Genomic DNA, 24,605 nt, shown 5'->3' with positions numbered 1-24,605 from the left:
ACGATGTCACAGATCCAGGGGGCTCCCGGTCAGTCAGCTGTAACTGTTCCACACCTCAGGAGATCCGTCATGGACGCGCGTATCAACTACTTCGGCAACGCCCTTGCCGGCAAGGTCATGAAGCACCTGAACTCGGCCGGCGCGGCGATGCACGCGGCTCTCCCGGTCGCCACTCAGGAGCTGGTGAAGATCCGTGCCAGCCAGATCAACGGCTGCGGCTTCTGCACCGACATGCACACCAAGGACGCCATCGCCGCGGGTGAGGAACAGCAGCGTCTGAACCTGGTGGCCGCGTGGCGCGAGGCCACGGTCTTCACGGACGCCGAGCGCGCGGCGCTCGAGCTGGCCGAGCAGGGCACGCGCATCGCGGACGGCGCGGGCGGCGTGTCGGACGAGGCATGGGCGAACGCCACGAAGCACTACGACGAGGACCAACTCGCCGCGCTGATCTCGCTGATCGCCGTCATCAACGCCTACAACCGCATCAACGTCCTCAACCGGCAGCCCGCCGGCGGCTACAAGCCCGGCATGTTCGGCTGAGTCAGCCGCTCCGGCTCGGCCGGACGGGAACCGTCCCTCGCCTGGTCGCCCCGACCCTCGACCAGGCGACGGACCCCGCCCCCACCCGGTCGATCGGTGTCCGCCCGGCCGCATGGCTACCGGAGCGACCCGCCGTCACCCGAGTGACCCCCGCGTCCCCGGCGAACTGTGGCTACCCCCACGGGCAACGGAATCCAGAGGACCCCATGTCAGAACGCCACGCACTCGCCCCTCTGCGACGTGTCCACACCGACGTACTGGAAGTCGCCTATTACGAGACGGGTTCCGCCGGGGACGACACCGTGCTGCTCCTGCACGGTTTCCCCTACGACATCCACAGCTACGTGGACGTGGCCCCGTTGCTCGCGGACAGCGGGTTCCGGGTCGTCGTCCCCTATCTGCGGGGCCATGGGCCCACCACGTTCCTGTCCGAATCGACTCCGCGCTCGGGTCAGCAGGCCGCCCTGGGCGCCGACGTCGTCGCCTTCATGGACGCCCTGGGCGTGGAGCGGGCCTACCTCGCCGGATACGACTGGGGCGGCCGCGCCGCCAACGTCGCCGCGGCCCTGTGGCCCGAGCGCGTTCTGGGCCTGGTCTCGGTCAACAGCTACCTCATCCAGGACATCGGCGCGGCGACGACACCCGTCGCACCCGAACTGGAGGCGGGCTTCTGGTACTTCTACTACTTCCTCACCGAGCGGGGGCGGGCCGGTCTGTCCGCCGATCCCCGAGGGGTCGCGCGGGTCATCTGGAAGCGGAACTCCCCCAAGTGGCCGTTCAGCGAGGACGATCTGGGGCGGGCCGCGAAGGCCTTCGCCAATCCCGACTACACCGACGTCGTGCTCCATTCGTACCGGCACCGGCTCGGTTTCGCGCCGGGTGCCGAGGCGTACGCCGACCTCGAGGCACGTCTCGCCGAGCTGCCCGCGATCACGGTTCCCACCGTCACCCTCGACGGCCTGGCCGACGGCAACTTCCCGGCCACGGACGGTTACTCGACCGCCCGTCACTTCACCGGCCCCCGGCTCCACCGCAAGGTGGCGGGCGCCGGCCACAATCTTCCGCAGGAGAGCCCCGAGGCGTTCGCGGCGGCCGTACGTGACGTGCGCGTCCTGCGGCAGGAGAACGCCGTCCGAGGCCACTTCGCCGGACGACGCCAGGACACGACATGAATCACCCCCACACTCCGGACAGCCCCGCCTCCCTCCGCATCGCCAGTGCCCGAGGACGGTGGACCCTGCTGGCCACCGTTCTGGGGTCCGGCGTCGTACTGCTCGGCTCGACCGTCACCAACGTCGCACTGCCGCACATCGGTGACGACTTCGGCGCAGACCTCGCCGTGCTCCAGTGGACGGTGAACGCCTACATGCTGACCCTGGCGGGACTGATCCTGCTGGGCGGGTCGCTGGGCGACCGTTTCGGGCGGCGCCGCGTCTTCGTCCTGGGCATCGTGTGGTTCGCGGTGGCTTCCCTGCTGTGCGGTCTGGCTCCGGACACCGACACGCTGATCGCCGCCCGAGCACTGCAGGGCGTCGGCGGTGCTCTGCTCACCCCGGGCTCACTGGCGATCATCGAGGCCTCCTTCCACCCGGACGACCGGCCGCGCGCGATCGGCCTGTGGTCGGGCTTCGGCGGTGTCGGCGCGGCCCTCGGGCCGTTCCTGGGCGGGTGGCTGGTGGACGGCCCCGGCTGGCGCTGGACCTTCTTGCTGAGCGTCCTCCCGGCGCTGCTGTGCGTGCCCGTCGCGCTGCGTCATGTCCCCGAGTCCGTGGGAACGCCCCGCAAGGATGTGGTCGTCACGGCCGGCCCCGGCGGCCGACGGCGACTCGGTTTCGACATACCCGGTGCCGTCCTGGGCGCTCTGGCGCTCGCCCTGGCCACGTATGCCCTGACCGAGGCACGGAACGGCGGACCGGCGGCCGTCGCCGCGGCCCTCGGCAGCGTCGTGACGGGTGCCGCGTTCCTCCGCGTGGAGCGGCGCGGCAGCGACCCGATGATGCCGTTGTCGATCTTCTCGTCCCGGCAGTTCACCGCCGTCAACCTGATCACCCTGTGCGTCTACGCGGGCACGGGCGGATTCTTCTTCCTGACCGCTCTGCAGCTGCAGATCGTGGTCGGGTACTCGGCACTGGCAGCCGGTGCGGCCATGCTGCCCAACACAGCACTGATGCTGCTGTTCTCCTCCCACTCCGGGATGCTCGCCCAGCGGCTGGGGCCGCGGACCCCGCTCACCGTCGGCCCGCTGGTGTGCGCAGGGGGCATGCTGATGATGCTGCGGGTCGGTCCGGGCGCGTCCTACCTCCACGACGTCCTCCCCGCTCTGCTGGTGATGGGAGCCGGCATGGTCATCATGGTCGCTCCGCTGACCGTGATCTTGCTGTCCTCGGTGGATGCCTCGAACGCCGGGCTGGCCAGCGGCATCAACAACGCCGCGGCCCGGGCGGCCGGGCTGGTGTCCGTGGCCGCGCTGCCGCTGCTGGTCGGGATGGGACCGGACGCCTACCGGTCGGACGCCGCCTTCGACACGTCGTTCAGCCGGGCCATGCCGCTGTGCGCGGGCCTGCTGGCCATCGGTGCGTCGGTGGCCTTCGGCACGCTGCGGCAGACCGCCGCGGCTTCTCGTCCGCTGCACGGGCGGACACACGGCTGGCTGATGGAGCCGCCGCTGGTGTCCCGCTTCACCCATCACCAAGCCGTCGAATGACACCCGGCCGGGGCTCCTCTGTCACACCGACGGATGCCCACCGGTCTCGTTGTAGAGAGCACCGCTGTTCAGCGGTTCGCGTCGGCGCGTCATCGCGCGCCCCCCCGCAGGAAAGGATTCAGATATGTCGTACCCGTACCCGGAGCAGAAGTACTGGGGAGAGGACGGTGAGGTCAGCGCCGTCTTCCGACCGGCCACCACACCGCCGAACATCGGTGAGAGCGGCGCCGGGAAGGACGCCACACACTATCTGGCGACCACCGGCACCACACGGGGTGAGTTCGGGCTGTACCGGGTGGAGATGCGGCCCAGGGCGGGCGGCCCCAAGACGCATTTCCACAAGCGGATCTCGGAATCGTTCTACATCCTGGACGGCACCGTGCGCGTGTTCGACGGCATGCAGTGGGTCGACGCGCGCAAGGGGGACTTCCTGCACGTGCCCCAGGGCGGGCTGCACGCCTTCCGGAACGACTCCGACGCCCCGGCCGACATGCTCCTCCTGTTCACCCCGGGCGCCCCGCGCGAGGAGTACTTCGAGCAGGTGTCGCACCTGGCGCACGCCTCGGAGGAGGAGCGTGCCGCGTTCTTCGACAAGCACGACTCGTACTTCGTGGAGTAGGAGCCACCGAACAGGCGGGGCCCCGCGCCCGTGACATCCCGGCGGTAGCCGGTGTCACTGGAGCGGGGCCCCGCCTGTCGCTGTCTCCCGGCCGGTGAGCGCGGGTATGCCGCCGTCCGCCGCCATCGGGCAGCGGACGGCGTCCGACCCTACGGGGGTCAGGCGGTGGGCCGCGGGGCGCGCAGGTGGGCGCGCTCCTTCAGCTCCTCCTCGTCGACCAGTTCGAGCATGGGCTTGCCGGGTGCGCACATCATGGTGACGACGAACTCGGTCCGCTCATCGGCCAGGGCGTTGCCGTCCTGGTAGTGGATGGCGTCGCCGCCCGGCTCCCAGAAGGTGCCGCCGGCCTCGATGATGCGCTCGGGCTCGCCCTCGAGTTCGAAGCGGACCGCACCCTTGATGACATAGCCGAACGCCGGGCCGGAGTGGCGGTGCGGCGGGGTGCCGGGGTCACCGGGCTCCCACTGGACGTGGATGGTCATCGCCGAGGCACCCTCGGGAATGGTGACGGGCGAGGCGTCCTGGAGCAGCTTCGCCGCTCGGGTCCAGCTCGGACCGTCCTCACCGCCGGTTCCGTGACCGTGCCCGTGGTGGCCGTGGTGGGCGTGCTGTGAGTTCTCCGACATTGAGTCGCACCTTCCGTGGTTCCACCGTGTCCGGGCGGCACCTGGTCCGCCGTGCACGTGGTCGTGTCCGGTCTGAAGACCGCTTCGATACTCCTGACCGGGTGCCCGGCGGATCTGTGACAAGGGGTGATGGTGGGCGGGACGCGGGAGCGGGGCACGGTGTCACAACAGTCGGACTCGTCCTGTCTAGGTGTGGTGAGCACGGTGGCACGCCGGCGTCCGCCACCGTCTTCGACGGATACCCAGCGGGGTCATCGGCCCCCCGACGGAAGAGATCCAGATGAGAGTCGTCGTTGCAGGTGCCACCGGTCTGATCGGTTCCAGGACCGTCGCCAGGCTCCGGGACCACGGTGTGGAGGTCGTGCCGGTCTCCCGCGCAGAGGGGGTCGACGTCAGCACCGGACAGGGCCTCGACCGGGCGCTGCGCGCCGCCGAGGTGGTCGTGGACGTCACCGACGCACCCTCACGGGAGCAGGAGGTCAGCACGGAGTTCTTCACCACCGCGACGGGCAACCTCCTCAAGGCCGCCGCCGCCGCGGGCGTCGAGCACTACGTGGCGCTGTCGGTGGTGGGTGCCGACCGGGTCGGGTCGGGCTACTTCCGGGCCAAGGCGGCGCAGGAGAACCTGGTGCGGCGCGCCACCGTTCCGTACTCCCTGGTGCGCGCCACACCGTTCTACGAGTCCGTGGAGGCCGCTGCGACGGCCGGCACCCGGCCCGACGGTGTGCACGTGCCACCGCTGCTGCTGCGGCCGGTCTCGACGGACGACGTCGCCGCGGCGGTCGCCCATGTCGCGGTGGGCCTGCCGCGGTTCGGGGTGCTCGAGGCCGCTGGGGCCGAAGAGCTCCGGCTGGAGGACGTCACCGCCGAGCTGTTGACCTCCCTGGGCCGGCCCGGCCGGGTGATCGCCGACGCGCGGGCCCCGTTCTTCGGCGCGGTGCTCGAGGAGCGGGCCCTCCTTCCCGGGGCGGACGCCCATCTGGGCCACCACACGTTCGCCCAGTGGCTCAAGAGCCGCTGAGCCCACCGGGCGGCGACACGTCGTCGCCCGTGATTCCCCACCGACCGCCCTGCGGCACCCACTGTGTCCGCCCGGCGTCGCCGACACCCATGCCGTGACAGGAAGGCTGCCATGAGTGATCCGTCCCGGCCCACTGAGACCTCCGTGATCAGTGAGCTCGACCAGCTACCCGACCGTGACCGCGAGGAGACCGCAGAATGGCAGGCGTCTGTCGATGCTGTCGTGCGGAACGCCGGGCCGGAGCGGGCGGTGTACCTGATGCGGCGGGTGCACGAGTTCGCCGCGAAGTCCGGGACGCCCCTGCCGGGGCTGCTGTCCTCGGACTACATCAACACCGTTCCGTCCGCCGCGCAGCCGGAGTTCGACGGTGACCTGGAGATGGAGTCCAGGATCACCGCGCTCAACCGGTGGAACGCCGCGGCGATGGTCACCCGAGGTTCGCATCTGGGACTGGGCGGCCACATCTCCACCTACGCGTCCGCGGCCTGGCTCTACGAGATCGGGTTCAACCACTTCTTCCGGGGCAAGGACGGTGACGGCTCGGGCGACCAACTGTTCCTCCAGGGGCACGCCTCCCCCGGCATCTACGCCCGGGTGTTCCTCGAAGGGCGGCTGAGCAGGGAGCAACTGGACGCCTTCCGGCGGGAGGCGGGCGGTCACGGGCTGCCGTCCTACCCGCACCCGCGGCGGCTGCCGTGGCTGTGGGAGTTCCCGACGGTGTCCATGGGGCTGGGCCCGCTCGGCGCCGTCTACCAGGCCCGCTTCAACCGCTATCTGCACGCCCGCGGCATCAAGGACACCTCCGCCTCGCGGGTGTGGGCGTTCCTGGGCGACGGGGAGATGGACGAGCCTGAGTCGATGGCCGCCCTGGCGCTGGCGTCCCGCGAGGGTCTGGACAACCTGACGTTCGTCATCAACTGCAACCTGCAGCGCCTGGACGGGCCGGTACGGTCGAACACGAAGATCGTCCAGGAGCTGGAGGCACGGTTCCGCGGCGCGGGCTGGAACGTGGTCAAGACCCTGTGGGGCGAGGCCTGGGACCCGCTGCTCGGCCAGGACACCACCGGCGACCTGGTGCGGCGCCTGGGCGAGGTGCCCGACGCGCAGATGCAGACGCTGGCCGCGCGGGACGCCGCCTACATACGCGGGAACTTCTTCACCGGTGACGCCCTGTCCGCCCTCTCCGCCTCCCTGAGCGACGCGCAGGTGGTCGAGCTGTTCGAGAACTCCCGCGGTGGACACGAGCCGTTGAAGGTGTACGCCGCCTACCGGGCCGCGGTCGAGCACCGAGGCGCGCCGACGGTGGTCCTCGCCCAGACGGTCAAAGGCCACACCCTGGGTTCGGCGTTCGAGTCCCGCAACGCCAACCACCAGATGAAGAAGCTGACGATGGGTCAGTTCCGGGAGATGCGTGACCTGCTGGAGCTTCCCATTCCCGACAGCGCGCTCGCCGGTGACCAGGTCCCGTACTGGCACCCGGGGGAGAACTCGCCCGAGGTGCGGTACCTGCGCGAGCGCCGGGCCGCGCTGGGCGGTCCGGCCCCGCTTCGGCGGGTGATCGCCAAGCCGCTGCCGGAGCCGCCCGCCAAGCCCTTCGAGGCGTTGGAGAAGGGTTTCGGGCACCAGGAGGTCGCCACCACGATGGCGCTGGTCCGGCTGGTCAAGGATCTGATGCGCGACGAGCGGAGCGGGGCGCGCTGGGTGCCGATCATCCCCGACGAGGCCCGTACCTTCGGCATGGAGTCGATGTTCCCCACGGCCGGCATCTACTCGCCGCTGGGACAGAACTACGATCCGGTCGACGCGGACCAGTTGCTCTACTACAAGGAGAGCAAGACCGGGCAGCTGCTCATCGAGGGCATCACGGAGGCCGGTTCCGTGGCCGAGTTCGCCGCCGCGGCGACCTCGTACGCCACGCATGGCGAGCCGATGATCCCGTTCTACATCTTCTACGCCATGTTCGGGTTCCAGCGCACCGGCGACCAGTTCTGGGCGCTCGGCGACCAGATGGGCCGCGGCTTCGTCGTCGGCGGCACCGCCGGGCGCACGACCATGACCGGTGAGGGACTGCAGCACGGGGACGGGCACTCGCACCTGCTGGCCTCCACCAATCCGGCGGCGATCAGTTACGACCCGGCTTTCGCCTTCGAGATCGCGGTGATCGTCCGGGACGGCCTGCGCCGGATGTACGGCGAGCAGCCGGAGGACGTCTTCTACTACCTCACCGTGTACAACGAGCCGAAGCACCAGCCCGCCATGCCGGCGGTGCCGGGTATCGAGGAGGGCATCGTCCGGGGCATCTACCGGTTCCGGCCCGCCGAACCCGCCGCGGCCGGACCCCGGCTCCAGTTGCTGTCTTCCGGTACGGCCATTCACTGGGCTCTGCGCGCGCAGGAACTCCTCGTGTCCGACTGGAACGTGCACGCCGACGTGTGGTCGGTGACGTCCTGGACGGAGCTGCGCCGCGACGCGATGCGCGCCGACGACGTCCGGATGCGCGGTGAGGAGCGCACCCCGTTCGTCACCCGGGCACTGGCCGGTGCGCCGGGGCCGGTGCTGGCCGTCAGCGACTGGATGCGGCAGGTACCCGACCAGATCAGCCAGTGGGTCGAGCAGGACTACTACTCCCTGGGCACCGACGGTTTCGGTCTGTCCGACACCCGTGAGGACGTGCGCCGCTACTTCCAGGTGGACGCCGAGTCGATCGTGGTGACCGCACTGGACCGGCTGGCCCGGGCAGGGCAGGTCCCCCTGGCGACCGTCGCGCAGGCCCGCGCGCGCTACGGCCTCGACCGGTGAGCGGCACGGACGTGCGAACTGCCCCGCATGACGCAGGCCATGGACGACAGGTCGGCAGGGCGCTCGCGCCCTGCCGATCCGTGAGGAGCTGAACGACATCATGACGGTTTCCGTGACCCTGCCGGCCCTCGGCGAGTCCGTCACCGACGGCACTGTGACCCGTTGGCTGAAACAGGTCGGCGAACGCGTCGAGGCCGACGAGCCCCTGCTGGAGGTCTCCACCGACAAGGTCGACACCGAGATCCCCTCCCCCGCCGCCGGCGTTCTGCTGGAGATTGCCGTTGCCGAGGACGAGACGGCCGAGGTCGGCGCCAGACTCGCCGTCATCGGTACGCCGGACACTGTCCCGGCGGCCACACCCGCACCCCCGGCCGAGGCCCCTCGGGCCGCGCCGACGCCGGCACCCGCACCCGCACCCGCACCGGCACCGGCACCGGCACCGGCACCGGCACCGACTGCGCCGGTTCCCCCCGTACCCGCCGCCCCGGCACCGACACCCACGCCGGCAACACCCGTGTCGACGCCTGCCGCGCCGGTGTCATCCGCACCCGCACCCCCCGTTCCGGCAACCGTGGCGGCGGAGGCATCCGCGCTGCGCGGTCGGACGGTCCGCATGAGCCGCATCCGCAAAGCCCTCGGGGACAACCTGAAGAAGGCTCTGCTGGAGCAGGCGCAACTGACCAGCACGGTCGAGGCGGACATCACCCGGTTGATGCGGCTGCGAAATCGGGCGAAGGACGGTTTCCTGGCCCGCGAGGGTCTCGAGCTGTCCCCGATGCCCTTCTTCGTCAAGGCCGCCGCCCAGGCGTTGAAGGCGCATCCGGTCGTCAACGCCAGGATCAACGAGGCCGACGGGACCATCACCTACTTCGACACCGAGAACGTCGGCATCGCGGTCGACACGGAGAACGGTCTGATGACCCCGGTCGTCAAGGCCGCCGGCGACCTGACCGTCGCCGGGATCGCCCGGGCCGTCCACGGCCTGGCCGACCGGGCCCGCGGGGGCCACCTCACCCCCGACGACGTGTCGGGCGCGACCTTCACGATCTCCGACACCGGTTCGCGCGGTGCCCTGTTCGACACCGTCATCGTGCCGCCGGACCAGGCCGCGACCCTGGGCGTGGGCGCCACGGTCAGGAGGCCCGGTATCGTGCGCAGCGGTGGCGAGGAGGTCATCGGCATCCGGGACCTGGTGCACCTGTCGTTGTCGTACGACCACCGGCTGGTGGACGGGGCGGATGCGGCTCGCTACCTGACCACGGTCAGGGAGATCCTGGAGTCCGCGGCGTTCGAGGACGACCTGTACCCCGACGCCGCGTCGTGAGACGTGCCGGTGCGGTCGGCGGACCGCACCGGCTGCCGTCGGCGCGGGTTCGATGATCAGCACCGCGCACGACCGGAACCGGCTCGCGCCGCACGCTCGGCGGCTGTCTGCCGACTCGGCGCAGCTCGACGAGATCACGACCCATACGCGAACTGAGCTTCATCAGGTCGATTGCCGTCGGTGCGGAACTCCGCGGGCGCGGCCCCGCGCTCGACGGAAGGGCGCGGGCCGTGTGCTGGTGCCCTATGCAGGTCTTGGTGGCATCGCCGATGTGGAACATTCTGTTCCACATCGGCTTCCTCATGCCCTTCCCGGCCGTCCCGGCGCGCATCACGGGTATCCGGATGCACTCTCTGTGTTGCGGGAGCGGATCGGTCTGAGAGGTACTCGTTCCGCGTGGCCGGGAACGGTCGGCGATCACCGGCGCCCGGCACGGAGGAAGCATCGCCGTCGGCGGGCGGGCAGGCCGGCCGCCAGGTCAGGGACGTGGACCCAGGCGGTGATGGCCCCGCCCTCCTCCCTGCGGTGCACGGGGACGGACGCGTGGCGCAGGATGGCGTCCATCCGCTCGTCGCCGGACAGGACGAGGCCGTAGAGCTTCGTCCAGCCGCCGCTGAGCGCGTGGTGGCCCAGGTGGTGCAGCAGGCGGGTGCCCAGTCCATGGCCCTGCCAGGAGTCCTCGACGAGAAGCGCGGCCTCCACTGCCGAGTGGTCCGGCATCAGATGGCCCACGGCGACGATGCGGCCGGTGGTGTCCCGCGCGGCCAGATGGACGGAGCCGGGGCGGGCCAGCAGAGTGGGCAGGTAGGTCCGAGGGTCGGCCATGGCCCGGTGGTAGCGGCTCCACAGGGTGTGCGACGAGCAGCGACGGTGCATCGCCACGGTGGGAGCGAGGTCGCCGGGGCCTATCGGGATGATCCGCGGTTCGCGGCGCATGGGCTTGTCCTTGCGCGGCCGGTTCCGGTGCGGGACGTGCGGGACGAGCACGGGTGGACCGGCGGTGGATGGAACGGGGTTCGCACACATGACCGGCCACACTGGCCGGGTGTGACAACGCCGGTCCGGGACCCGGAGGAGGTCGCGCGGGCGAGGCCCTGCGGGCTCCGGGTCGTCGGCGGCGAGCCGTGCCACTGGATCAGCCGGATCAGGCTCGTACGGGGCTCCGGCCCGTTGTCCGTCCTCAGTGTGTGCGCCCGCTGGGGAGCGCGGAGCGCCTATGCGACTGGCGCGGACCGTTCGGTCCGCGCCAGTCGCATAGGCGTTGTGCGGAAAGTCAGCGCACCGAGCGCGCGGCGTCCTCGATGACGTCGGTGACCTTTCCGGGCCGCGAGACGCTCACCGCGTGAGACGCTCGGACCTCCGTGGTGTGGGCGCCGGCCCGCTCGGCCATGAACTCCTGGGTCTTGCGCGGGATGTTGCGGTCCTGCGTGGCGACCAGGACCCAGGACGGGACGGTCTTCCAGGCGGGCTCCGCCGCGCCTTCGGCCAAGGCGGCGTTGGTGACCGGTCGCTGGGTGACGGCCATCAGGTCGGTCTCGTCACGGGGCACATCCGCCGCGAACTGGTGCCGGAACTTGTCGTTCTGAATGTACAGGTCGGTGCCTTGAGAGCCGTCGGCGTTGGTGAACGGCACCGGACGCAGCGCATCGCCGAGGGTGCTGCCGGGGAACTTTCCCGACAACTCCACCGCGCTCTCGCCCTTCTCCGGGAGGAAGGCGGCGAGGTAGACCAGTGCCTTGACGTTCTTGTTGCCGGTGGCTGCATTGCTGATGACCGAGCCGCCGTAGGAGTGACCGGCCAGGACGACGGGACCGTCGATGCCGGCCAGGACGTCCTTGAGGTAGGCGGAGTCGCCGCTCAGGGAGCGCAGCGGGTTGGCGACGGCGACCACCGGATAACCGTCATGGCGGAGGTTCTTGATGACGCCGTTCCAGCTCGTGGAGTCGGCGAACGCACCGTGGACCAGCACGACGGTGGGCTTGGGACCCCGCGAGGGGGCGCCCTTGTCGGCGGAGGCCGGGGCCACCGTGGTGGCGAGCAGGCCCGCGGCGATCGTGGCGCCGGCCAGAACGGTGAGGGAGGTACGGGCCCGGCTGGTGCGGGAGGTACGACTCATGTCGAGTGCCTTTCGGAACGGGATCGGTGCGCCCGGCTCCCGGAGGGAGAGCGGGCGGTATCGGTGGTCGGCGACCCTGCGCGGACCGCTGCTGAGGTACGGGTGAGGATCCGCTACGGCTGCGAGGACAGCACCGTTGCTGCTGCGCGGGGAAGGACGGCCGCTCGGGTCGGCGAGGCGGAGGTGCCGCGGGCGAACCGCCGTGTGGGGCGGGCCGGTTGACTCGGCAGTTCCTTGTGTCGCCTTTCACCCCTATGACCGGAGACCTGTCGAAGGTGTGACATGTCGCGACGACAGGTTCTGGAGCGTGTCACCGGTCAGGGCCGGTGGTGGCCGCTGATCTCCTTGTACTCGGCCGCCGTAGGCTTGGGGATCTGCGTGCCCGGGCCGTAGAGGACGCGGCTGAGCCCGACGCGCAGGCGCTGGGTACGGCCGGGTATGGCGCCGTCCGCGTCCCGCACGGGTGCGGCCTCCAGAGGCCGGTACTGCGTGTGGGCGGTCAGGGTGTGCAAGTGCGCCTGGTCGAGCGGCTCGTGGATCTCGACGTACTCGCCGTGCGGAAGACGTTTGATGATGCCGGTCTCGCGCCCGTGCAGCACCTTGTCGCGGTCGCGCCGCTGCAGGCCCAGTGCCAGGCGTTTGGTGATGAAGAAGGCCAGGACCGGGACGGCGAACAGGCCGATGCGCACGGTCCAGGTGACGGCGTTGACAGACACGTGCAGTCGGGTGGCTATCAGGTCGTTGGCGGCACCGATGAGGGCCACCGAGTAGACGCTGAGCCAGGCCACGCCCAGGGCGGTCCGCACCGGGCGGTTGCGGGGGCGGTCCAGCAGGTGCTGGTCGCGGTCGTCGTCCGTGACCCAGGCCTCGAGGAAGGGGTAGGCGCCCATGGCGAGGAAGAGCAGCATGCCGATCAGCAGGGGCAGGAAGTTGTCCAGGGCCAGGGTGTGGCCCCAGACGTCGATCTCCCAGCCGGGCATGACACGCAGAAAGCCGTCAGCAACGCCCATGTACCAGTCGGGCTGCGATCCTGCGGAAACCTGGTCGGGGCGGAAGGGCCCGTAGTGCCACACTGGGTTGATCTGCGCGACGGCTGCCATGAAGAAGATCACGCCGGACACGAGGAAGAAGTAACCGCCGGCCTTGACGGCGTACACCCGGAGCGGAATACCGACGACGTTGCTGTCGGTACGACCGGGACCGGGATATTGAGCGTGCCGGTGGCGCACGGCCAGGGCCAGGTGGCCGACGAGCAGGGCGACCATCAGTCCGGGGATGATCAGGATGTGGATGGTGTTGAAGCGGGCGATGAGGTCGTCGCCGGGGAACTCACCGCCGAAGAGGAAGAACGACAGGTAGGTCCCGACGATCGGTATCGAGAGGATCGTGCCGTTCACGACCTGCAGGCCGGTTCCGGACAACAGGTCGTCGGGAAGGTCGTAGCCGGTCAGCCCTCCGAACATGGCCAGGATGAGCAGCAGGAACCCGAATACCCAGTTCAGCTCGCGCGGTTTGCGGAACGCGCCGGTGAAGAAGACCCGCAGCATGTGCACGAACACCGCGGCGACGAAGACCAGCGCCGCCCAGTGGTGGGCCTGGCGGACGAGCAGACCACCGCGGACGTCGAAGGAGATGTGCAGGGTCGAGTCGAAGGCCTCCGACACCCACAGTCCCCGCAACGGGGTGTAGCTGCCCTGGTAGACCACGGGGTCGGAGGAAGGGTGGAAGTAGAGGCTCAGGTAGGCGCCGGTGACCAGCAGGATGACGAAACTGTGGAGCGCGATCTGGCCGAGCATGAGTGACCAGTGGTCGGGGAAGACCAGGCGCCGAGCGGAGCCGGCCAGACGACGGTAGCCCAGTCGGCCGTCCGCCCATTGGGCGAACCTCTCCCCGGTATGCCCCTGCCCCGGCTCGGCCGGCCGGTTGTCGTTGCCCATCTCTTCACCCTTCATTTCCTCATCCCCCGAAGCTCGCTGCGTCGGATGGCGCCGCGGTCCCGGGCACTGCCGTGGGCCCGCGGCACCGGCGTGTTGTCAGGGCTTCCGATCGCCGTGCAGCCGTAGCTGTCCGTGCCGGTTACCGGCGCGTTCCTCGCTCACGAACACCAGACCCGCGTGCGGCGCCGGCCCCGGGAGCGGTTCGGCCCATGGTCCGGTGAAGCAGGGGGCCGTTCCCCGAAGTGGCGCCGTCCGTTGCGATCCGATGGTCCGCGACGTTGCGGACCCAGCCCCGGCACCGGCCGGAGTAATGCGCACGTGGCACGGCGGAGCCGACTCGTCCAGGGCTGTGCTGTTCGGGCAGGGTTCGTGAACTGCTGTCGCAGTCATGACCGGTGAGACGGCTCAGGTGTGACACGAGGCGTCCGGGCGGCATTGTCAGACTCGTCCCGCGCACGGGGTCACGTCGAATGCGGCCCGCAGCCGACCGTCGGGTGCCTCCTTCAGCAGGGTGTCGGTGTCGACGACTGCCCCCCGGGACACGTTGACGAGCAGTGAACCGTCCTTCATGCGAGCCAGCAGGTCGGCGTCGAAGAGCTGACGGGTCTCGGGAGTCAGCGGAGTGGACAGCACGACGACGTCCGCCTCCGCGACGAGCCGGGGCAGGCGCGTGACGGAGTACACCGGTCCTCGGAGTGAGCCTCGGTCGTCGTGCGCGACGCGGGTCACGGTGCAGCCGAAGGGTGTGAGGAGCGGCGGGCGAGGGGCTTGCAGGGGCGGGACGTAGAACTCCACATCCGCCGGGTCCGACGGGAAGGCCGAACGGCCGTCCCAGCGGGCGTACCTCAGCCCGCACGGGAGAATCGGCGAAACTGGTGAACTGCGCGGGCAGCCATACCTGTCGCGAACGCTGGTGACGGCCGTCACCCACTCCCCGCACGGGCCGGCACCCCGCCCGCCACCACTGCTGTCACACGCACGGCCCACGTGCTGTCTTGCTGGATATGCACCCTGTCATAGCGAGAGCACCGACCGCCCGGCCGCAACCGGACCCCTACGACGTCACCGCGGAGTTCTACGACATCCTGCAGGCCGACGAGGACGAGACGCGCGTCCGTCACCTCTACGGCCGCGAAGTTTCGAAGGCCCGTCTCGGCGTGCTGGACATCGGTGCCGGCACGGGACGGGTCACGTTGATGAGCCTGGCCGAGTCCCGGGTCGACGTGCACGCCGTCGAGCCCGCACGGGCCATGCGCACGTCCTTGATGACCCGCCTCGCCGCCCTGCCCGCGGGGCAGAGAGAGCGGGTGACCGTGCATCCGCACGCCCTGGACGAGGCGGCTCTGTACGCGGTCGCGGACGTGGCCGTCTGCCACAACACGGTCGCCTGTCTCTCGCCGGCCGCGCGGCACGCCCTCTGGCCTGCCATCGGTGCGGCCCTGGTCCCCGGCGGTTCGCTGTTCCTGCAGCTACCTCCTGCCCGGCTCCCCACCCGGAACGTTCTGCGCGTCCTGCCCGAGCAGCGGGTCGGCGAGCACGCGTACGGCGGGAGCATGGTGATGTCGACCGCCGGGGACCGCATCCGCACACGCGTCGACTACTGGGTCCGGGGGGCGGAAGGTGTGCTGCGGGAGCACTCCGAGACGTTCTGGATGTGGCCCGCCTCGCGCTCTCAGATGATCGGCGACCTGGAACGGCACGGATTCGTCCCGTTGCCGGGACACGACGATCCGGCCTACCTGGCCGTGACGCTCCGAGCCCCCTGGTGAAACCGGATCACACATCCTGCCCCGGTGGGCCGACAGACGTGTGCGGGACGAGTGCTGGACGGTTGCAGGGCCTCACGCGAAGACGGCCGGGGGCGAACGCCGACGACACTCGCCCCCGGCGCGCTGACGCAGCGGTGTCACAACCGGTGTCGTCGCCCGGTCTCATGGATGACCGCACCACACGGCTCGCTGTGTGTGCCTCACCAACTGGGACTGTGATCATCATGTCGCGTGTGAATACCTTCGTGATCGTCGGGGGCGGCCTGGCCGCCGGCAAGGCCGCGGAAGAACTGCGCGAGCACGGCCACGACGGGCCGCTCGTCGTCATCGGGGACGAGCGGGAGCGCCCCTACGTCCGACCGCCGCTGTCCAAGGGCTATCTGCTGGGCAAGGAGGACCGCGAGTCGATCCATGTGCACCCCGAGGGCTGGTACCGGGAACACGAAGTCGACCTGCTCCTGGGCACGAGCGTGACGTCCGTCGACGGGCAGGCCAAGGAGGTGACGCTGGACGACGGTCGTCGCGTGCCCTACGCCAAGCTGCTCCTGGCGACCGGATCCTCACCGCGCCGCCTGTCCGTCCCGGGGGCGGACCTGGACAACGTGCTGTATCTGCGGCGCGTGGGCGACAGTGAGCGGCTCAAGGCCGCCTTCACCGAGGGTGCGCGGATCGTGGTGGTCGGCGGCGGATGGATCGGCCTGGAGACCGCAGCGGCGGCCCGGACGGCGGGGGCGGAGGTGACCGTGCTCGAGCACGCGGAGCTGCCCCTGCTCAAGGTGCTGGGAAGGGAAGCGGCCGAGGTCTTCGCCGGTCTGCACAAGGACCACGGCGTCGACCTGCGTCCCCACGCCCAGATCGAGCGGATCACCGGAACCGGCGGCCGCGTGGACGGCGTCCGGCTCGCCGACGGCACTCATCTGCCCGCGGACGCCGTGGTGGTGGGTGTGGGCATCACACCCAACGTCCGCCTCGCCGAGGAGGCGGGCCTGGAGGTGCGCAACGGCATCGTCACGGACGAGCACCTGCGGACCTCCGTGGCCGACATCCATGCCGCCGGTGACGTCGCCAACGCCTACCACCCGCTGCTCGGCCGGCACCTGCGTGTGGAGCACTGGGCCAACGCGCTGCACCAGCCGCGCACCGCCGCGCTGAGCATGCTGGGCAGGGACGCGGTCTACGACCGGCTGCCGTACTTCTACACCGACCAGTACGACCTCGGGATGGAGTACACCGGCTACACCGAACCGGGCGGCTACGACCGTGTCGTCTTCCGCGGGGCACGGGACGAGCGGCGGTTCATCGCCTTCTGGATGTCCGGCAACCGGGTCCTGGCAGGCATGAGCGTCAACGTGTGGGACGTCATCGAGATGATCCGTTCCATGATCGAGTCCGGCGTGGAGACGGACGACGCCGTCCTCTCCGATCCCGCGGTTCCCCTGGAGAGCCTTCTTCCCTGAGACACGGGCGAGTCGCCATCGGCATGAGGGCACTGCCGGCCGATCGCGGTGGCGGCGGCGCCCGTCGCAGCCTGCGCACCGGCTGGACCATGACCGGCAGACATGTGACGCGCCTCATACCCCGGATCCTGTCACAGCGCGCCGGGTCACCTCTGTCAGTAGGGAGGTATCCGCTTCACACGAGGAGAACTCATCATGGACGCCCGTCTCAACTACTTCGGCAACTCGGTCGGTTCCAAGGTGCTCAAGCACATCAACTCGGCCAACAAGGTGCTCTCCGACTCGTCGCTGCCGCACACCACGCAGGAGCTGGTGAAGATTCGGGCGAGCCAGATCAACGGCTGCGGTTTCTGCACCGACATGCACACCAAGGACGCGGCCCACGCCGGCGAGACGCAGCAGCGCCTCAACCTGGTGGCCGCATGGCGGGAGGCCACGGTGTTCACCGAGGCCGAGCGCGCCGCGCTGGAGCTGGCGGAGCAGGGGACGCGGCTGGCTGACGCGGCCGGCGGCGTCACGGACGAGGCGTGGGCGAACGCCGCGAAGCACTTCGACGAGGACCAGCTCGCGGCGCTGATCTCGTTGATCGCGGTCATCAACGCCTACAACCGCATCAACGTCATCAACCAGCAGCCGGCCGGAAGCTACCAGCCCGGTCAGTTCGGCTGAACCGCCCGCACCACCCGGATCACCTGAAGAACCGCACACCCGCCGTCCGTCTCCGCGCCCGTCCCGACCGCGGCGAGGAGACAGACGGCGGTCCCTCGATCCGTGGCGATCAGACGGTACGCACACCCTGCACCCATCGACGACGGGGAGCACGCGCCCTCGATGCGGGGTGTCAGCAGGCTCTGGCAGGAGTACGCCCCATGCCGCGGAAGGAGACGGACCTCCCGTAGGTCGCCACCTGTTCGAGCTGACGAACCGGTGCCCGGTCTCCCCGGAGCGCCGTACTGCCTCACGACAGGACCCTGCGCACCGCCCACCCGGCGGCAACCCATGTCGTCTCCGGGGCGGCAACCCCTTGCCGGCTTGCCGCCCACCACGCACGACCGACGAGAGCGGACACATGCCCGACAGCCCCCTTCCTCCTCTGCGACCCATGCCGGACGACTGGCAGCGGGCACTCGCCGTGGTGGCCCATCCCGACGATCTCGAGTACGGATGCTCGGCGGCCGTGGCCTCCTGGGTGGCTGACGGCCGGCAGGTCACCTACGTACTCGCCACCCGCGGTGAGGCCGGTATCGACACCCTGGCCCCCGAACGAGCCCGGTCGTTGCGGGAGGCGGAGCAACGCGCGGCCGCCGCGGCCGTCGGCGTTTCCACGGTGGAGTTCCTCGACCACCAGGACGGTGTGATCGAGTACGGCGTACCCCTGCGCCGCGACATCGCCGCGGCCGTCCGGCGCCACCGGCCCGAGCTGGTGATCACGCTGAACCACCGGGACACCTGGGCCCGCGGTGCCTGGAACACCCCGGACCACGTGGCCGTGGGGCGCGCCGTGCTGGACGCGTCGGCGGACGCGGGCAACCGCTGGATCTTCCCGGAACTCGCCGAACAAGGCCTGCAGCCCTGGAACGGCGTCCGGTGGGTGGCCGTCGCCAACTCGCCGACGCCGACGCACGCGGTGTCCGCCGAGCCGGGCTTCGAACAGGGGGTGCGGTCCTTGCTGCGGCACCGCACGTACATCGAGGCGTTGACCGAGGAGGACCCCGTGACGTACGCCCGCCGTTTCCTGGCCGACAGCACCCGCGCCCACAGCCCACGGTTCGACGGCCGGTCCGCCGTCGCCTTCGAACTGTTCGGCCGGTGACCGCACGCCTCCAGATCTCACACGCCCCACGGAACCTCGGCCATAGGCACGAGACCGTGCCGAGAAAGGACCATCCATGACGTACGAGTCCCCCGCCGTTCTGGACGCCGGACCGTCCGACGGTGTCGACCCGGACGAGTTCGTGCGAGCGGCCATGCGCTGGCACTTCGACCCGGCGACAGGCTCGCGCTACTGGCTCGACCGGGCCGATCGGCTCGCCTTCGACCCGCGGCAGGACGTCAAGGGCGTGGACGACCTGGCGCTCTTCCCCCACCTGACCGACGAACTGCGGGACGTCCCGGTGGCGGACCTGATCCCCCGCGGCTACGGAAGCGGCGCCCGGCTGATCAACGTCTTCGACAGTGGCGGAACGACCGGGGCGCCCAAGCGGGTCGTCCAGCTCGACGACTGGATGCGGCACAGCACGGAGCAGGTCGACAAGCGTCTGCGAGAGCACGGCTTGCCCATCGGCAGGCAGTGGCTGACCGTGGCGCCGACCGGCCCGCACCTGGTGGGGGACGTGCTGCAGCGGGCGGCAGGGTCCCTCGGCGGCCCGGGGCTGAGCATCGACATGGACCCCCGCTGGGTGAAGAAGCTGGTCGCCGCGGGCCGGAGCGACGAGGTCGAGTCCTACACCGACCATCTCGTCGAACAGTGCCGGCGGATTCTGCTGACCCAGGACATCGGGGTACTCGCCGCGACCACCCCGCTGCTGGAGCGCTTCGCCCGCGAGGACGACCTTCTGGAGCGGATCAACGGCTCCGTCGAGGCGATCATCTGGGGTGGCACGCACATGGACCCCGACACCCGCCACCTGCTGGGCACGGAGGTCTTTCCCGACGTACCGCTCATCGGCATGTACGGCAACACCATGATGCTCACCGCGCTGCTCGAACGGGTCGGTCTCAGCACGTCGCAGCCCTGCGTGTTCGACCCGGTGTCGCCGTACGTGTTCCTGTCGGTCGTGGATCCCGGGACGGGGGAACGGGTCGAGATCGGTGAGCGGGGCCAGGTGATCGTCAGCCACGTCAGCAAGTCCATGCTCATACCGAACAACGCGGAACGTGACACGGCCGTGCGCATACAACCGGCCGACGGCCATGCGGGCGACGCCGTCGCGGACGTGGCACCGGTGGCCACGGTGAACGGCGAGACGGTGATCGAGGGCGTGTACTGATGACGGCTGCCGAGGTCACCGGGCCGGTGTACCTGGACGCGCTGGGCCCTCGCGGTCCGTACCGGACGCTGGGGCCGAGCGCGGTGACGGATGTGTCCGGTGCCGAGGTGGCGCGGCTGAGCCTGGTGCCGCCGGTGTACGTGGGCCGGGCGCTGGCCGCGCTGCGCAAGGCCGAGGCGGTGCCGGCGGGCGACGTCGACGCGCTGCTGGGGGCGGCCGGCGAGGAGTTCGCCACCGGCACCATCGGCGGACTGGGCGTACGCGAGTACGAACACCTCGTCAGCCGTACCTCCGGCATCCCACTGACGGTGGTGCGATCCGCGACGCGGGACACGGCACGGTTCGTCAGCCTGGCCCGTTCGTCCGCCGAGCAGGGCAGACCGCGCGGGGCGGTCTCCGACCGTCGGGATCCGACCCTGGAAGCCGGGCACGCCGTATGGGCCCGCCGGGGTGACGTGTTCGCCGTCAACGCCTCCGGCAACCATCCCGGTGTCCACCGGCTGTGGCTCGAGGCGCTGGCCCTGGGCTACCGCGTCGCCGTGCGTCCCTCGCGGCGGGAGCCGTTCACTCCGCACCGGCTGGTCGGGGCGCTGCACCGCGCGGGTGTCCGGGAGGACCGACTGGTGCTGCTGCCCACGGACCATCGGACCGGCGACACGCTGATCCGCGGTGCCGACCGCGCGGTGGTGTACGGCGGCGACGAGGTGGTCGCCCGGTACGCCCATGATCCCCGTGTGCTGCCCCAGGGGCCGGGCCGGACCAAGATCCTCGTCACCGCGGACACCGACTGGCGGGAGCACCTCGACACGATCGTCGGCTCTGTCGCCGACGAGGGTGGCACCGCGTGCGTCAACGCCACCGCCGTCTTCGTCGAGGGGGATCCGGCGCCCCTCGCCGAGGCCGTCGCGGCACGCCTGTCCCGGTTGCCCGGTCTGCCGCCCCAGGACGCGCGGGCGGTGCTCCCGGTCTGCCCGCTGGACCGGGCACGGGCCCTCGGCTCCTACTTGAGGTCGGTGGCGGCGGGGACCCGTGCCTGGCTCGGTGCCGACGGCGTCGTCGACGACCTCGGTGACGGAAGCGCCGCCCTGCGTCCCGCCGTCCACCAGGTCGGCAGTTCCAGTGCCGCGCAGCTCCGGACCGAACTCCCCTTCCCCTGCGTGTGGGTGGCGCCCTGGAACCGTACGGACGGCGTCGCTCCGCTGCGGGACACACTCGTGCTCTCGGCGCTCACCCGCGACGGCGCGTTGCTCGACGCGCTGCTGGCGGAACCCACCATCGCCAATGTGTACGTCGGTGACCACCCGACCTACTGGATGGCTCCGGGGGTGCCCCACGACAGTTACCTGTCGGACTTCCTGATGCGCAGCAAGGCCGTCGTCGGCGCCCTGTGACACGCCGGTCAGTGGGGCATGAGCAGCATCACGGCCGTCCCCAGCGCCATCGCTCCGTCGCGCAAGTGACCGTAGGGGTCCGTCGCGGCGGCGCGGTGCGCGGCGTCCGTGGCGGACCGCAGCGAGGGCATCGGGCGCGTCAACGACCGCATCCCGCACGCCAGGAGATACACCGTCAGCAGCCCGGTGACCACGGCAGCCGTTACCGATGCGCCGGCGGCATGGCCGAGAGCCACGGTGTGGTGCGTGGCCGGGACGCCTCCGGCCAGGGTCTCGTGGGACGGGACCGCCCGGCCGTGGGATGTGCGCAGCATCCAGGCCATCGCGGCCATGCCGGCCGCGGGCGGCAGCCGACCGGCGAGCGCCGCCAAGCTGTCCGCCGTACGGCGGCGGAGGGCGGTCAGCGGGAACCACAGAGCGGCGGTCGTGAAGAGGACCGTCATGGTCCGGCCGGACAGCGATCGGCCGAGGCTCCAGGGCATCGCCGCCATGGCCACGGCCATGGCGGCGTGCAGGAGGTGGTCCACCCGGTCACGGCGCCCCGTCCCCGGTGAGCGGACGCCGTGCCGCAGTGCGTGCACCGCCACGAGGGCGAAGAGCACCGTCAGCATGCAGTGCACGACGTCGACGGGAGTATCCACGGGGCGGGTCAGGTGGTGGAACGCGGGGCCATGTCACGGGCCGGCCGCCAGAGCGTGCCGCCCGCCTCGACCGCGCGCTCCGGCTCGCCTTCAGGCTGGGTCCGGACCGCTCCCCCGGCGGTGCTCAGGGGCGCGGCGTCCTGGAGCACCTTCGCCGCACTCGTCCAGTTCTCCGCTCCCTCCTGGCCTCCGTGTCCGTGAGCGGAGTGGTCGCGTGCTGGCGTCTCGTCCGACACTGTGTGCGCCTTCCTCGGTCCATGGCTGTTCGCAGTCTTGACCGGGCGCGCGATTGATTCGTGACAGGGCACGTCCTCGGGGCGTGCGGTCTCAGGCCCGAGGACGCGCCCTGCCTGCGACGGCGAGCAACCCGGACCCATCGAGTGCCACGGTGTGCCACGTGGACGGCGTCAGGCGCGGTGGTGTCAACGGCCCACGGACGCATGCCTCCGCGGCCGCTTGTAGCATGGTGCGCACGAGGCCAGAAGGGATGATCCATGCACGCTGGCGCCCACCCCGGCACCCTTGATCAGGCGACGAAGGACTTCCTTTCGGCGCGCCCGCAGCTCTTCGGCATCGCGTACCGCGTTCTGGGCAGTGCGGCGGAGGCTGAAGACGTCGTGCAGGACACCTGGCTGCGGTGGCAGAAAACGGACCGTACGAAAGTCCACGAACCGGCCGCCTTCCTGACCACGGTGGCCACCCGGCTGGCGATCAACCTGGCCCAGTCCGCACGGGTACGTCGGGAGTCCTATGTCGGCCCCTGGCTTCCCGAGCCCGTCGACACCACGCAGGATCCGCAGCTGGGCGCGGAGCGGTCCGAGGCCCTGGAGATGGCGGTTCTGCTGCTCCTGGAGAAGCTGAATCCCGTGGAGCGCACCGCCTACGTGCTACGGGAGGCGTTCGACTACCCCTACGGGCGGGTCGCCGAGATCCTGGAGACGAGCGAGGCCAACGCCCGTCAGCTGGTGAGCCGCGGGCGCAGGCACCTGGCCGCCGAGCGCAGGGAGCGCGTCACGCCGGCAGCCCACCGGCGGCTGCTGGAGGTGTTCCTCTCCGCGGCGCAGACGGGAGATCTGTCGGTACTGGAGGACGTTCTCACCGCCGACGTCGTCAGCTACTCGGACGGTGGCGGGATTCGCGGCGCGTCCAAGATCCCGGTGATCGGACGGCCTCATGTCTCGCGGTACCTCGTGGCCTTCGCCCCGCGCTTCTGGCCACAGGCGGACATCCGCTGGGTCGAGGCGAACGGCCGGGCGGCCGTGCTGGTCTCGTCCGGCGGGAATGCTGTCGCCCTGCTGTCCGTCGACGTCTCGTCGGAGGGCATCGACCGGCTCATGTGGGTGATGAACCCGGCCAAGCTGTCGCCCTACGTGGCCTCCCTGCGCGACTGACCTGCTGTCGGGCGTTCTCCCCGGGCCGTCACCGGGGGAGCGTCACAGGAACGGTTACTTGTCGGTCATCCAGTAGTCCGGACCCCGGACCTCCCGCAGATCTGAGGACAGACAACGTGACGTGCGTCGTGTGCGGTGCGGTACCGCCTGCGACAGCGGGCGTCCCGGTCTCCCCGGGGCGCCCCGCCCGTCACCGCCCTCTGCGCCCCAGCCCCCGTGTACGCGCTCCCGGACGTCTGCCGGGGCGCGCCGTACCACGACGACATCGGAGTCATGCCGTGACCGAGCGGATCCAGTTGCCCACCCTGTCGACCGATAAGGACTACGACGGGGACGCGTTCTCGCCCATCTACACGACCACCGTGACCGTCGACGGCGGTGCGGCCTCCCATGGGCGGGCCTCCGGCCGGGCGCGCTCGTCCGACGGCGCCTTGGACCTCGACCTGCGCATGCCCGTCGAGCTGGGCGGTGACGGCCAGGGAACCAACCCCGAACAGCTTTTCGCGGCCGGCTTCGCGGCGTGCTTCCACGGTGCGCTGAGCCTCCTGGCGCGGCAGGAGGCACTCGACCCCACGGCCATCTCCGTCGTGGCGACCGTCGCCTTCGGACGGGATCCGGAGGACGGTGGTTATCTGCTGCGCGTCGATCTGGTGGTGCAGTGGCCCGGCGTCGAGCCCGAGACGGCCGCCGGTCTGATGGAGAAGGCCGACGCGTTGTGTCCCTACGCGCGCATGGCCTGGAGGGGCACGCCGACGACCATCACGCTCGCCTCCTGACCGGCACGTCCGGCATGCGGCCGCCGCCCCGGCGGCGGCCGCTTTCGTATGCACGGCGGGTCAGGACGGGAACCACAGGTCCACGTCGGCAGCCTCCTCCTTGCGCACGGCGAAAACGGAGATCTCCTTCTTGTGCAAGTTCTGCGGGGGCAGGGCCGCGACCACGGGGTGGTCACCGCGCGAGTCGCGCCGATGGGGCTGCCCCGGGGTTGCCGCTGCGAAGAACTCCGCGTTGACGGACCGGTAGTGCGCCCAGTGCTGCGGCAGGTCGTCCTCGTAGAAGATGGCCTCCACGGGGCAGACAGGCTCACAGGCGTGGCAGTCGACGCACTCCGCGGGGTCGATGTAGAGCGTGCGTGGGCCCTCGTAGATGCAGTCCACGGGGCATTCGGTCACACACGCGCGGTCCTTGATGTCGACGCAGGGCTGCGCGATGACGTACGTCATCCCTGTCTTCCTCCTCGTCGTCGCACACGTCAGGGGGCCGGCTCGTGCGGCCCTCGC

22 protein-coding genes and 1 pseudogene are annotated in these 24,605 nt (G+C 70.6%); 15 read left to right on the top strand and 8 right to left on the bottom strand.

Annotated elements, in window-relative coordinates; all coding sequences use genetic code 11:
• Window positions 1-69 precede the first annotated feature (69 nt).
• The 4 genes from ACGFRF_RS40225 to ACGFRF_RS40210 all read left to right on the top strand — a co-directional run bounded on the left by ACGFRF_RS40225 (window position 70) and on the right by ACGFRF_RS40210 (window position 3,863).
• Window positions 70-540, top strand: coding sequence for a carboxymuconolactone decarboxylase family protein (locus ACGFRF_RS40225; protein WP_393748866.1), 471 nt, complete (start codon window positions 70-72; stop codon window positions 538-540).
• 206 nt (window positions 541-746) lie between these two features.
• Entirely contained in the window at window positions 747-1,712 is a 966-nt protein-coding gene (locus ACGFRF_RS40220; RefSeq protein WP_393748864.1) for an alpha/beta fold hydrolase, read from the top strand.
• Entirely contained in the window at window positions 1,709-3,244 is a 1,536-nt protein-coding gene (locus tag ACGFRF_RS40215) for an MFS transporter (protein WP_393748862.1), read from the top strand. The genes ACGFRF_RS40220 and ACGFRF_RS40215 overlap by 4 nt, the downstream gene beginning before the upstream one ends.
• A 124-nt stretch (window positions 3,245-3,368) precedes the next feature.
• On the top strand, window positions 3,369-3,863 hold the full coding sequence (locus ACGFRF_RS40210) for a cupin domain-containing protein (RefSeq protein WP_393748860.1): 495 nt from the start codon (window positions 3,369-3,371) through the stop codon (window positions 3,861-3,863).
• Between the two features lie 158 nt (window positions 3,864-4,021).
• Here the strand turns inward: ACGFRF_RS40210 and ACGFRF_RS40205 are convergent, their stop codons facing one another.
• Window positions 4,022-4,489 carry a cupin domain-containing protein gene (locus ACGFRF_RS40205; protein WP_393748858.1) on the bottom strand — a complete coding sequence of 156 codons (468 nt, stop codon included), beginning with the start codon at window positions 4,487-4,489 and terminating at the stop codon, window positions 4,022-4,024.
• A gap of 280 nt (window positions 4,490-4,769) precedes the next feature.
• Between ACGFRF_RS40205 and ACGFRF_RS40200 the strand changes: the two genes are divergently transcribed.
• The 3 genes from ACGFRF_RS40200 to ACGFRF_RS40190 all read left to right on the top strand — a co-directional run bounded on the left by ACGFRF_RS40200 (window position 4,770) and on the right by ACGFRF_RS40190 (window position 9,633).
• Window positions 4,770-5,510 (top strand): SDR family oxidoreductase, encoded by a 741-nt coding sequence (locus ACGFRF_RS40200; RefSeq protein WP_393748857.1) that lies wholly within the window; start codon window positions 4,770-4,772, stop codon window positions 5,508-5,510.
• A 111-nt stretch (window positions 5,511-5,621) separates the two neighbouring features.
• Entirely contained in the window at window positions 5,622-8,309 is a 2,688-nt protein-coding gene (gene aceE / locus ACGFRF_RS40195; protein ID WP_393748856.1) for a pyruvate dehydrogenase (acetyl-transferring), homodimeric type, read from the top strand.
• Window positions 8,310-8,409: 100 nt separating this feature from the next.
• Window positions 8,410-9,633, top strand: coding sequence for a 2-oxo acid dehydrogenase subunit E2 (locus tag ACGFRF_RS40190; protein WP_393748855.1), 1,224 nt, complete (start codon window positions 8,410-8,412; stop codon window positions 9,631-9,633).
• 417 nt (window positions 9,634-10,050) lie between these two features.
• Here ACGFRF_RS40190 and ACGFRF_RS40185 read toward each other — a convergent pair whose 3' ends face one another.
• From ACGFRF_RS40185 to ACGFRF_RS40170, 4 genes and pseudogenes are all read right to left on the bottom strand, one after another.
• Window positions 10,051-10,569, bottom strand: a complete 519-nt coding sequence (locus tag ACGFRF_RS40185; protein WP_393748853.1) for a GNAT family N-acetyltransferase — start codon at window positions 10,567-10,569, stop codon at window positions 10,051-10,053.
• A 337-nt stretch (window positions 10,570-10,906) separates the two neighbouring features.
• Window positions 10,907-11,749: an alpha/beta fold hydrolase gene (locus tag ACGFRF_RS40180; protein ID WP_393748851.1), complete on the bottom strand. Its 843-nt coding sequence runs from the start codon at window positions 11,747-11,749 to the stop codon at window positions 10,907-10,909.
• Between the two features lie 317 nt (window positions 11,750-12,066).
• Window positions 12,067-13,686 carry a cytochrome bc complex cytochrome b subunit gene (locus ACGFRF_RS40175; RefSeq protein WP_393748879.1) on the bottom strand — a complete coding sequence of 540 codons (1,620 nt, stop codon included), beginning with the start codon at window positions 13,684-13,686 and terminating at the stop codon, window positions 12,067-12,069.
• A 459-nt stretch (window positions 13,687-14,145) separates the two neighbouring features.
• Window positions 14,146-14,436, bottom strand: a pseudogene (locus ACGFRF_RS40170) (NAD(P)-dependent oxidoreductase); the annotation flags it as partial.
• Between the two features lie 254 nt (window positions 14,437-14,690).
• On the opposite strand from ACGFRF_RS40170, the gene ACGFRF_RS40165 reads away from it, so the two are divergent.
• The 6 genes from ACGFRF_RS40165 (at window position 14,691) to ACGFRF_RS40140 (ending at window position 21,293) form a co-directional block, all read left to right on the top strand.
• Window positions 14,691-15,455: a class I SAM-dependent methyltransferase gene (locus ACGFRF_RS40165; protein ID WP_393748849.1), complete on the top strand. Its 765-nt coding sequence runs from the start codon at window positions 14,691-14,693 to the stop codon at window positions 15,453-15,455.
• Between the two features lie 224 nt (window positions 15,456-15,679).
• On the top strand, window positions 15,680-16,912 hold the full coding sequence (locus ACGFRF_RS40160) for an NAD(P)/FAD-dependent oxidoreductase (RefSeq protein ID WP_393748847.1): 1,233 nt from the start codon (window positions 15,680-15,682) through the stop codon (window positions 16,910-16,912).
• A gap of 195 nt (window positions 16,913-17,107) precedes the next feature.
• Window positions 17,108-17,581: a carboxymuconolactone decarboxylase family protein gene (locus ACGFRF_RS40155; RefSeq protein WP_393748845.1), complete on the top strand. Its 474-nt coding sequence runs from the start codon at window positions 17,108-17,110 to the stop codon at window positions 17,579-17,581.
• A gap of 400 nt (window positions 17,582-17,981) precedes the next feature.
• Window positions 17,982-18,725, top strand: coding sequence for a PIG-L deacetylase family protein (locus ACGFRF_RS40150; RefSeq protein ID WP_393748843.1), 744 nt, complete (start codon window positions 17,982-17,984; stop codon window positions 18,723-18,725).
• A gap of 76 nt (window positions 18,726-18,801) precedes the next feature.
• Window positions 18,802-19,902: a phenazine antibiotic biosynthesis protein gene (locus tag ACGFRF_RS40145; RefSeq protein ID WP_393748841.1), complete on the top strand. Its 1,101-nt coding sequence runs from the start codon at window positions 18,802-18,804 to the stop codon at window positions 19,900-19,902.
• Window positions 19,902-21,293 carry an aldehyde dehydrogenase family protein gene (locus tag ACGFRF_RS40140; RefSeq protein ID WP_393748839.1) on the top strand — a complete coding sequence of 464 codons (1,392 nt, stop codon included), beginning with the start codon at window positions 19,902-19,904 and terminating at the stop codon, window positions 21,291-21,293. The genes ACGFRF_RS40145 and ACGFRF_RS40140 overlap by 1 nt, the downstream gene beginning before the upstream one ends.
• Before the next feature lie 8 nt (window positions 21,294-21,301).
• On the opposite strand, the gene ACGFRF_RS40135 is transcribed toward ACGFRF_RS40140, so the two are convergent.
• Both ACGFRF_RS40135 and ACGFRF_RS40130 read right to left on the bottom strand, forming a co-directional pair.
• On the bottom strand, window positions 21,302-21,934 hold the full coding sequence (locus ACGFRF_RS40135; protein ID WP_393748837.1) for a DUF5134 domain-containing protein: 633 nt from the start codon (window positions 21,932-21,934) through the stop codon (window positions 21,302-21,304).
• Window positions 21,935-21,942: 8 nt separating this feature from the next.
• Window positions 21,943-22,170 (bottom strand): hypothetical protein, encoded by a 228-nt coding sequence (locus ACGFRF_RS40130; protein WP_393748835.1) that lies wholly within the window; start codon window positions 22,168-22,170, stop codon window positions 21,943-21,945.
• A 258-nt stretch (window positions 22,171-22,428) separates the two neighbouring features.
• Between ACGFRF_RS40130 and ACGFRF_RS40125 the strand changes: the two genes are divergently transcribed.
• Entirely contained in the window at window positions 22,429-23,325 is an 897-nt protein-coding gene (locus tag ACGFRF_RS40125) for an RNA polymerase sigma-70 factor (RefSeq protein ID WP_393748833.1), read from the top strand.
• A gap of 278 nt (window positions 23,326-23,603) precedes the next feature.
• The gene (locus ACGFRF_RS40120; protein ID WP_393748831.1) at window positions 23,604-24,101 is read left to right on the top strand and encodes an Ohr family peroxiredoxin; all 498 of its coding nucleotides are present in this window, start codon (window positions 23,604-23,606) and stop codon (window positions 24,099-24,101) included.
• A gap of 60 nt (window positions 24,102-24,161) precedes the next feature.
• Here the strand turns inward: ACGFRF_RS40120 and fdxA are convergent, their stop codons facing one another.
• Window positions 24,162-24,548, bottom strand: a complete 387-nt coding sequence (fdxA, locus tag ACGFRF_RS40115; protein ID WP_393748829.1) for a ferredoxin — start codon at window positions 24,546-24,548, stop codon at window positions 24,162-24,164.
• Window positions 24,549-24,605 lie beyond the last annotated feature (57 nt).

Origin of the sequence: Streptomyces sp. NPDC048521, from assembly GCF_043199855.1 — a bacterium.
Taxonomy (GTDB): Bacteria; Actinomycetota; Actinomycetes; order Streptomycetales; family Streptomycetaceae; genus Streptomyces.
Note: the sequence above shows the minus strand (reverse complement) of the source record. Positions and strands in the feature narration are given on the sequence as shown.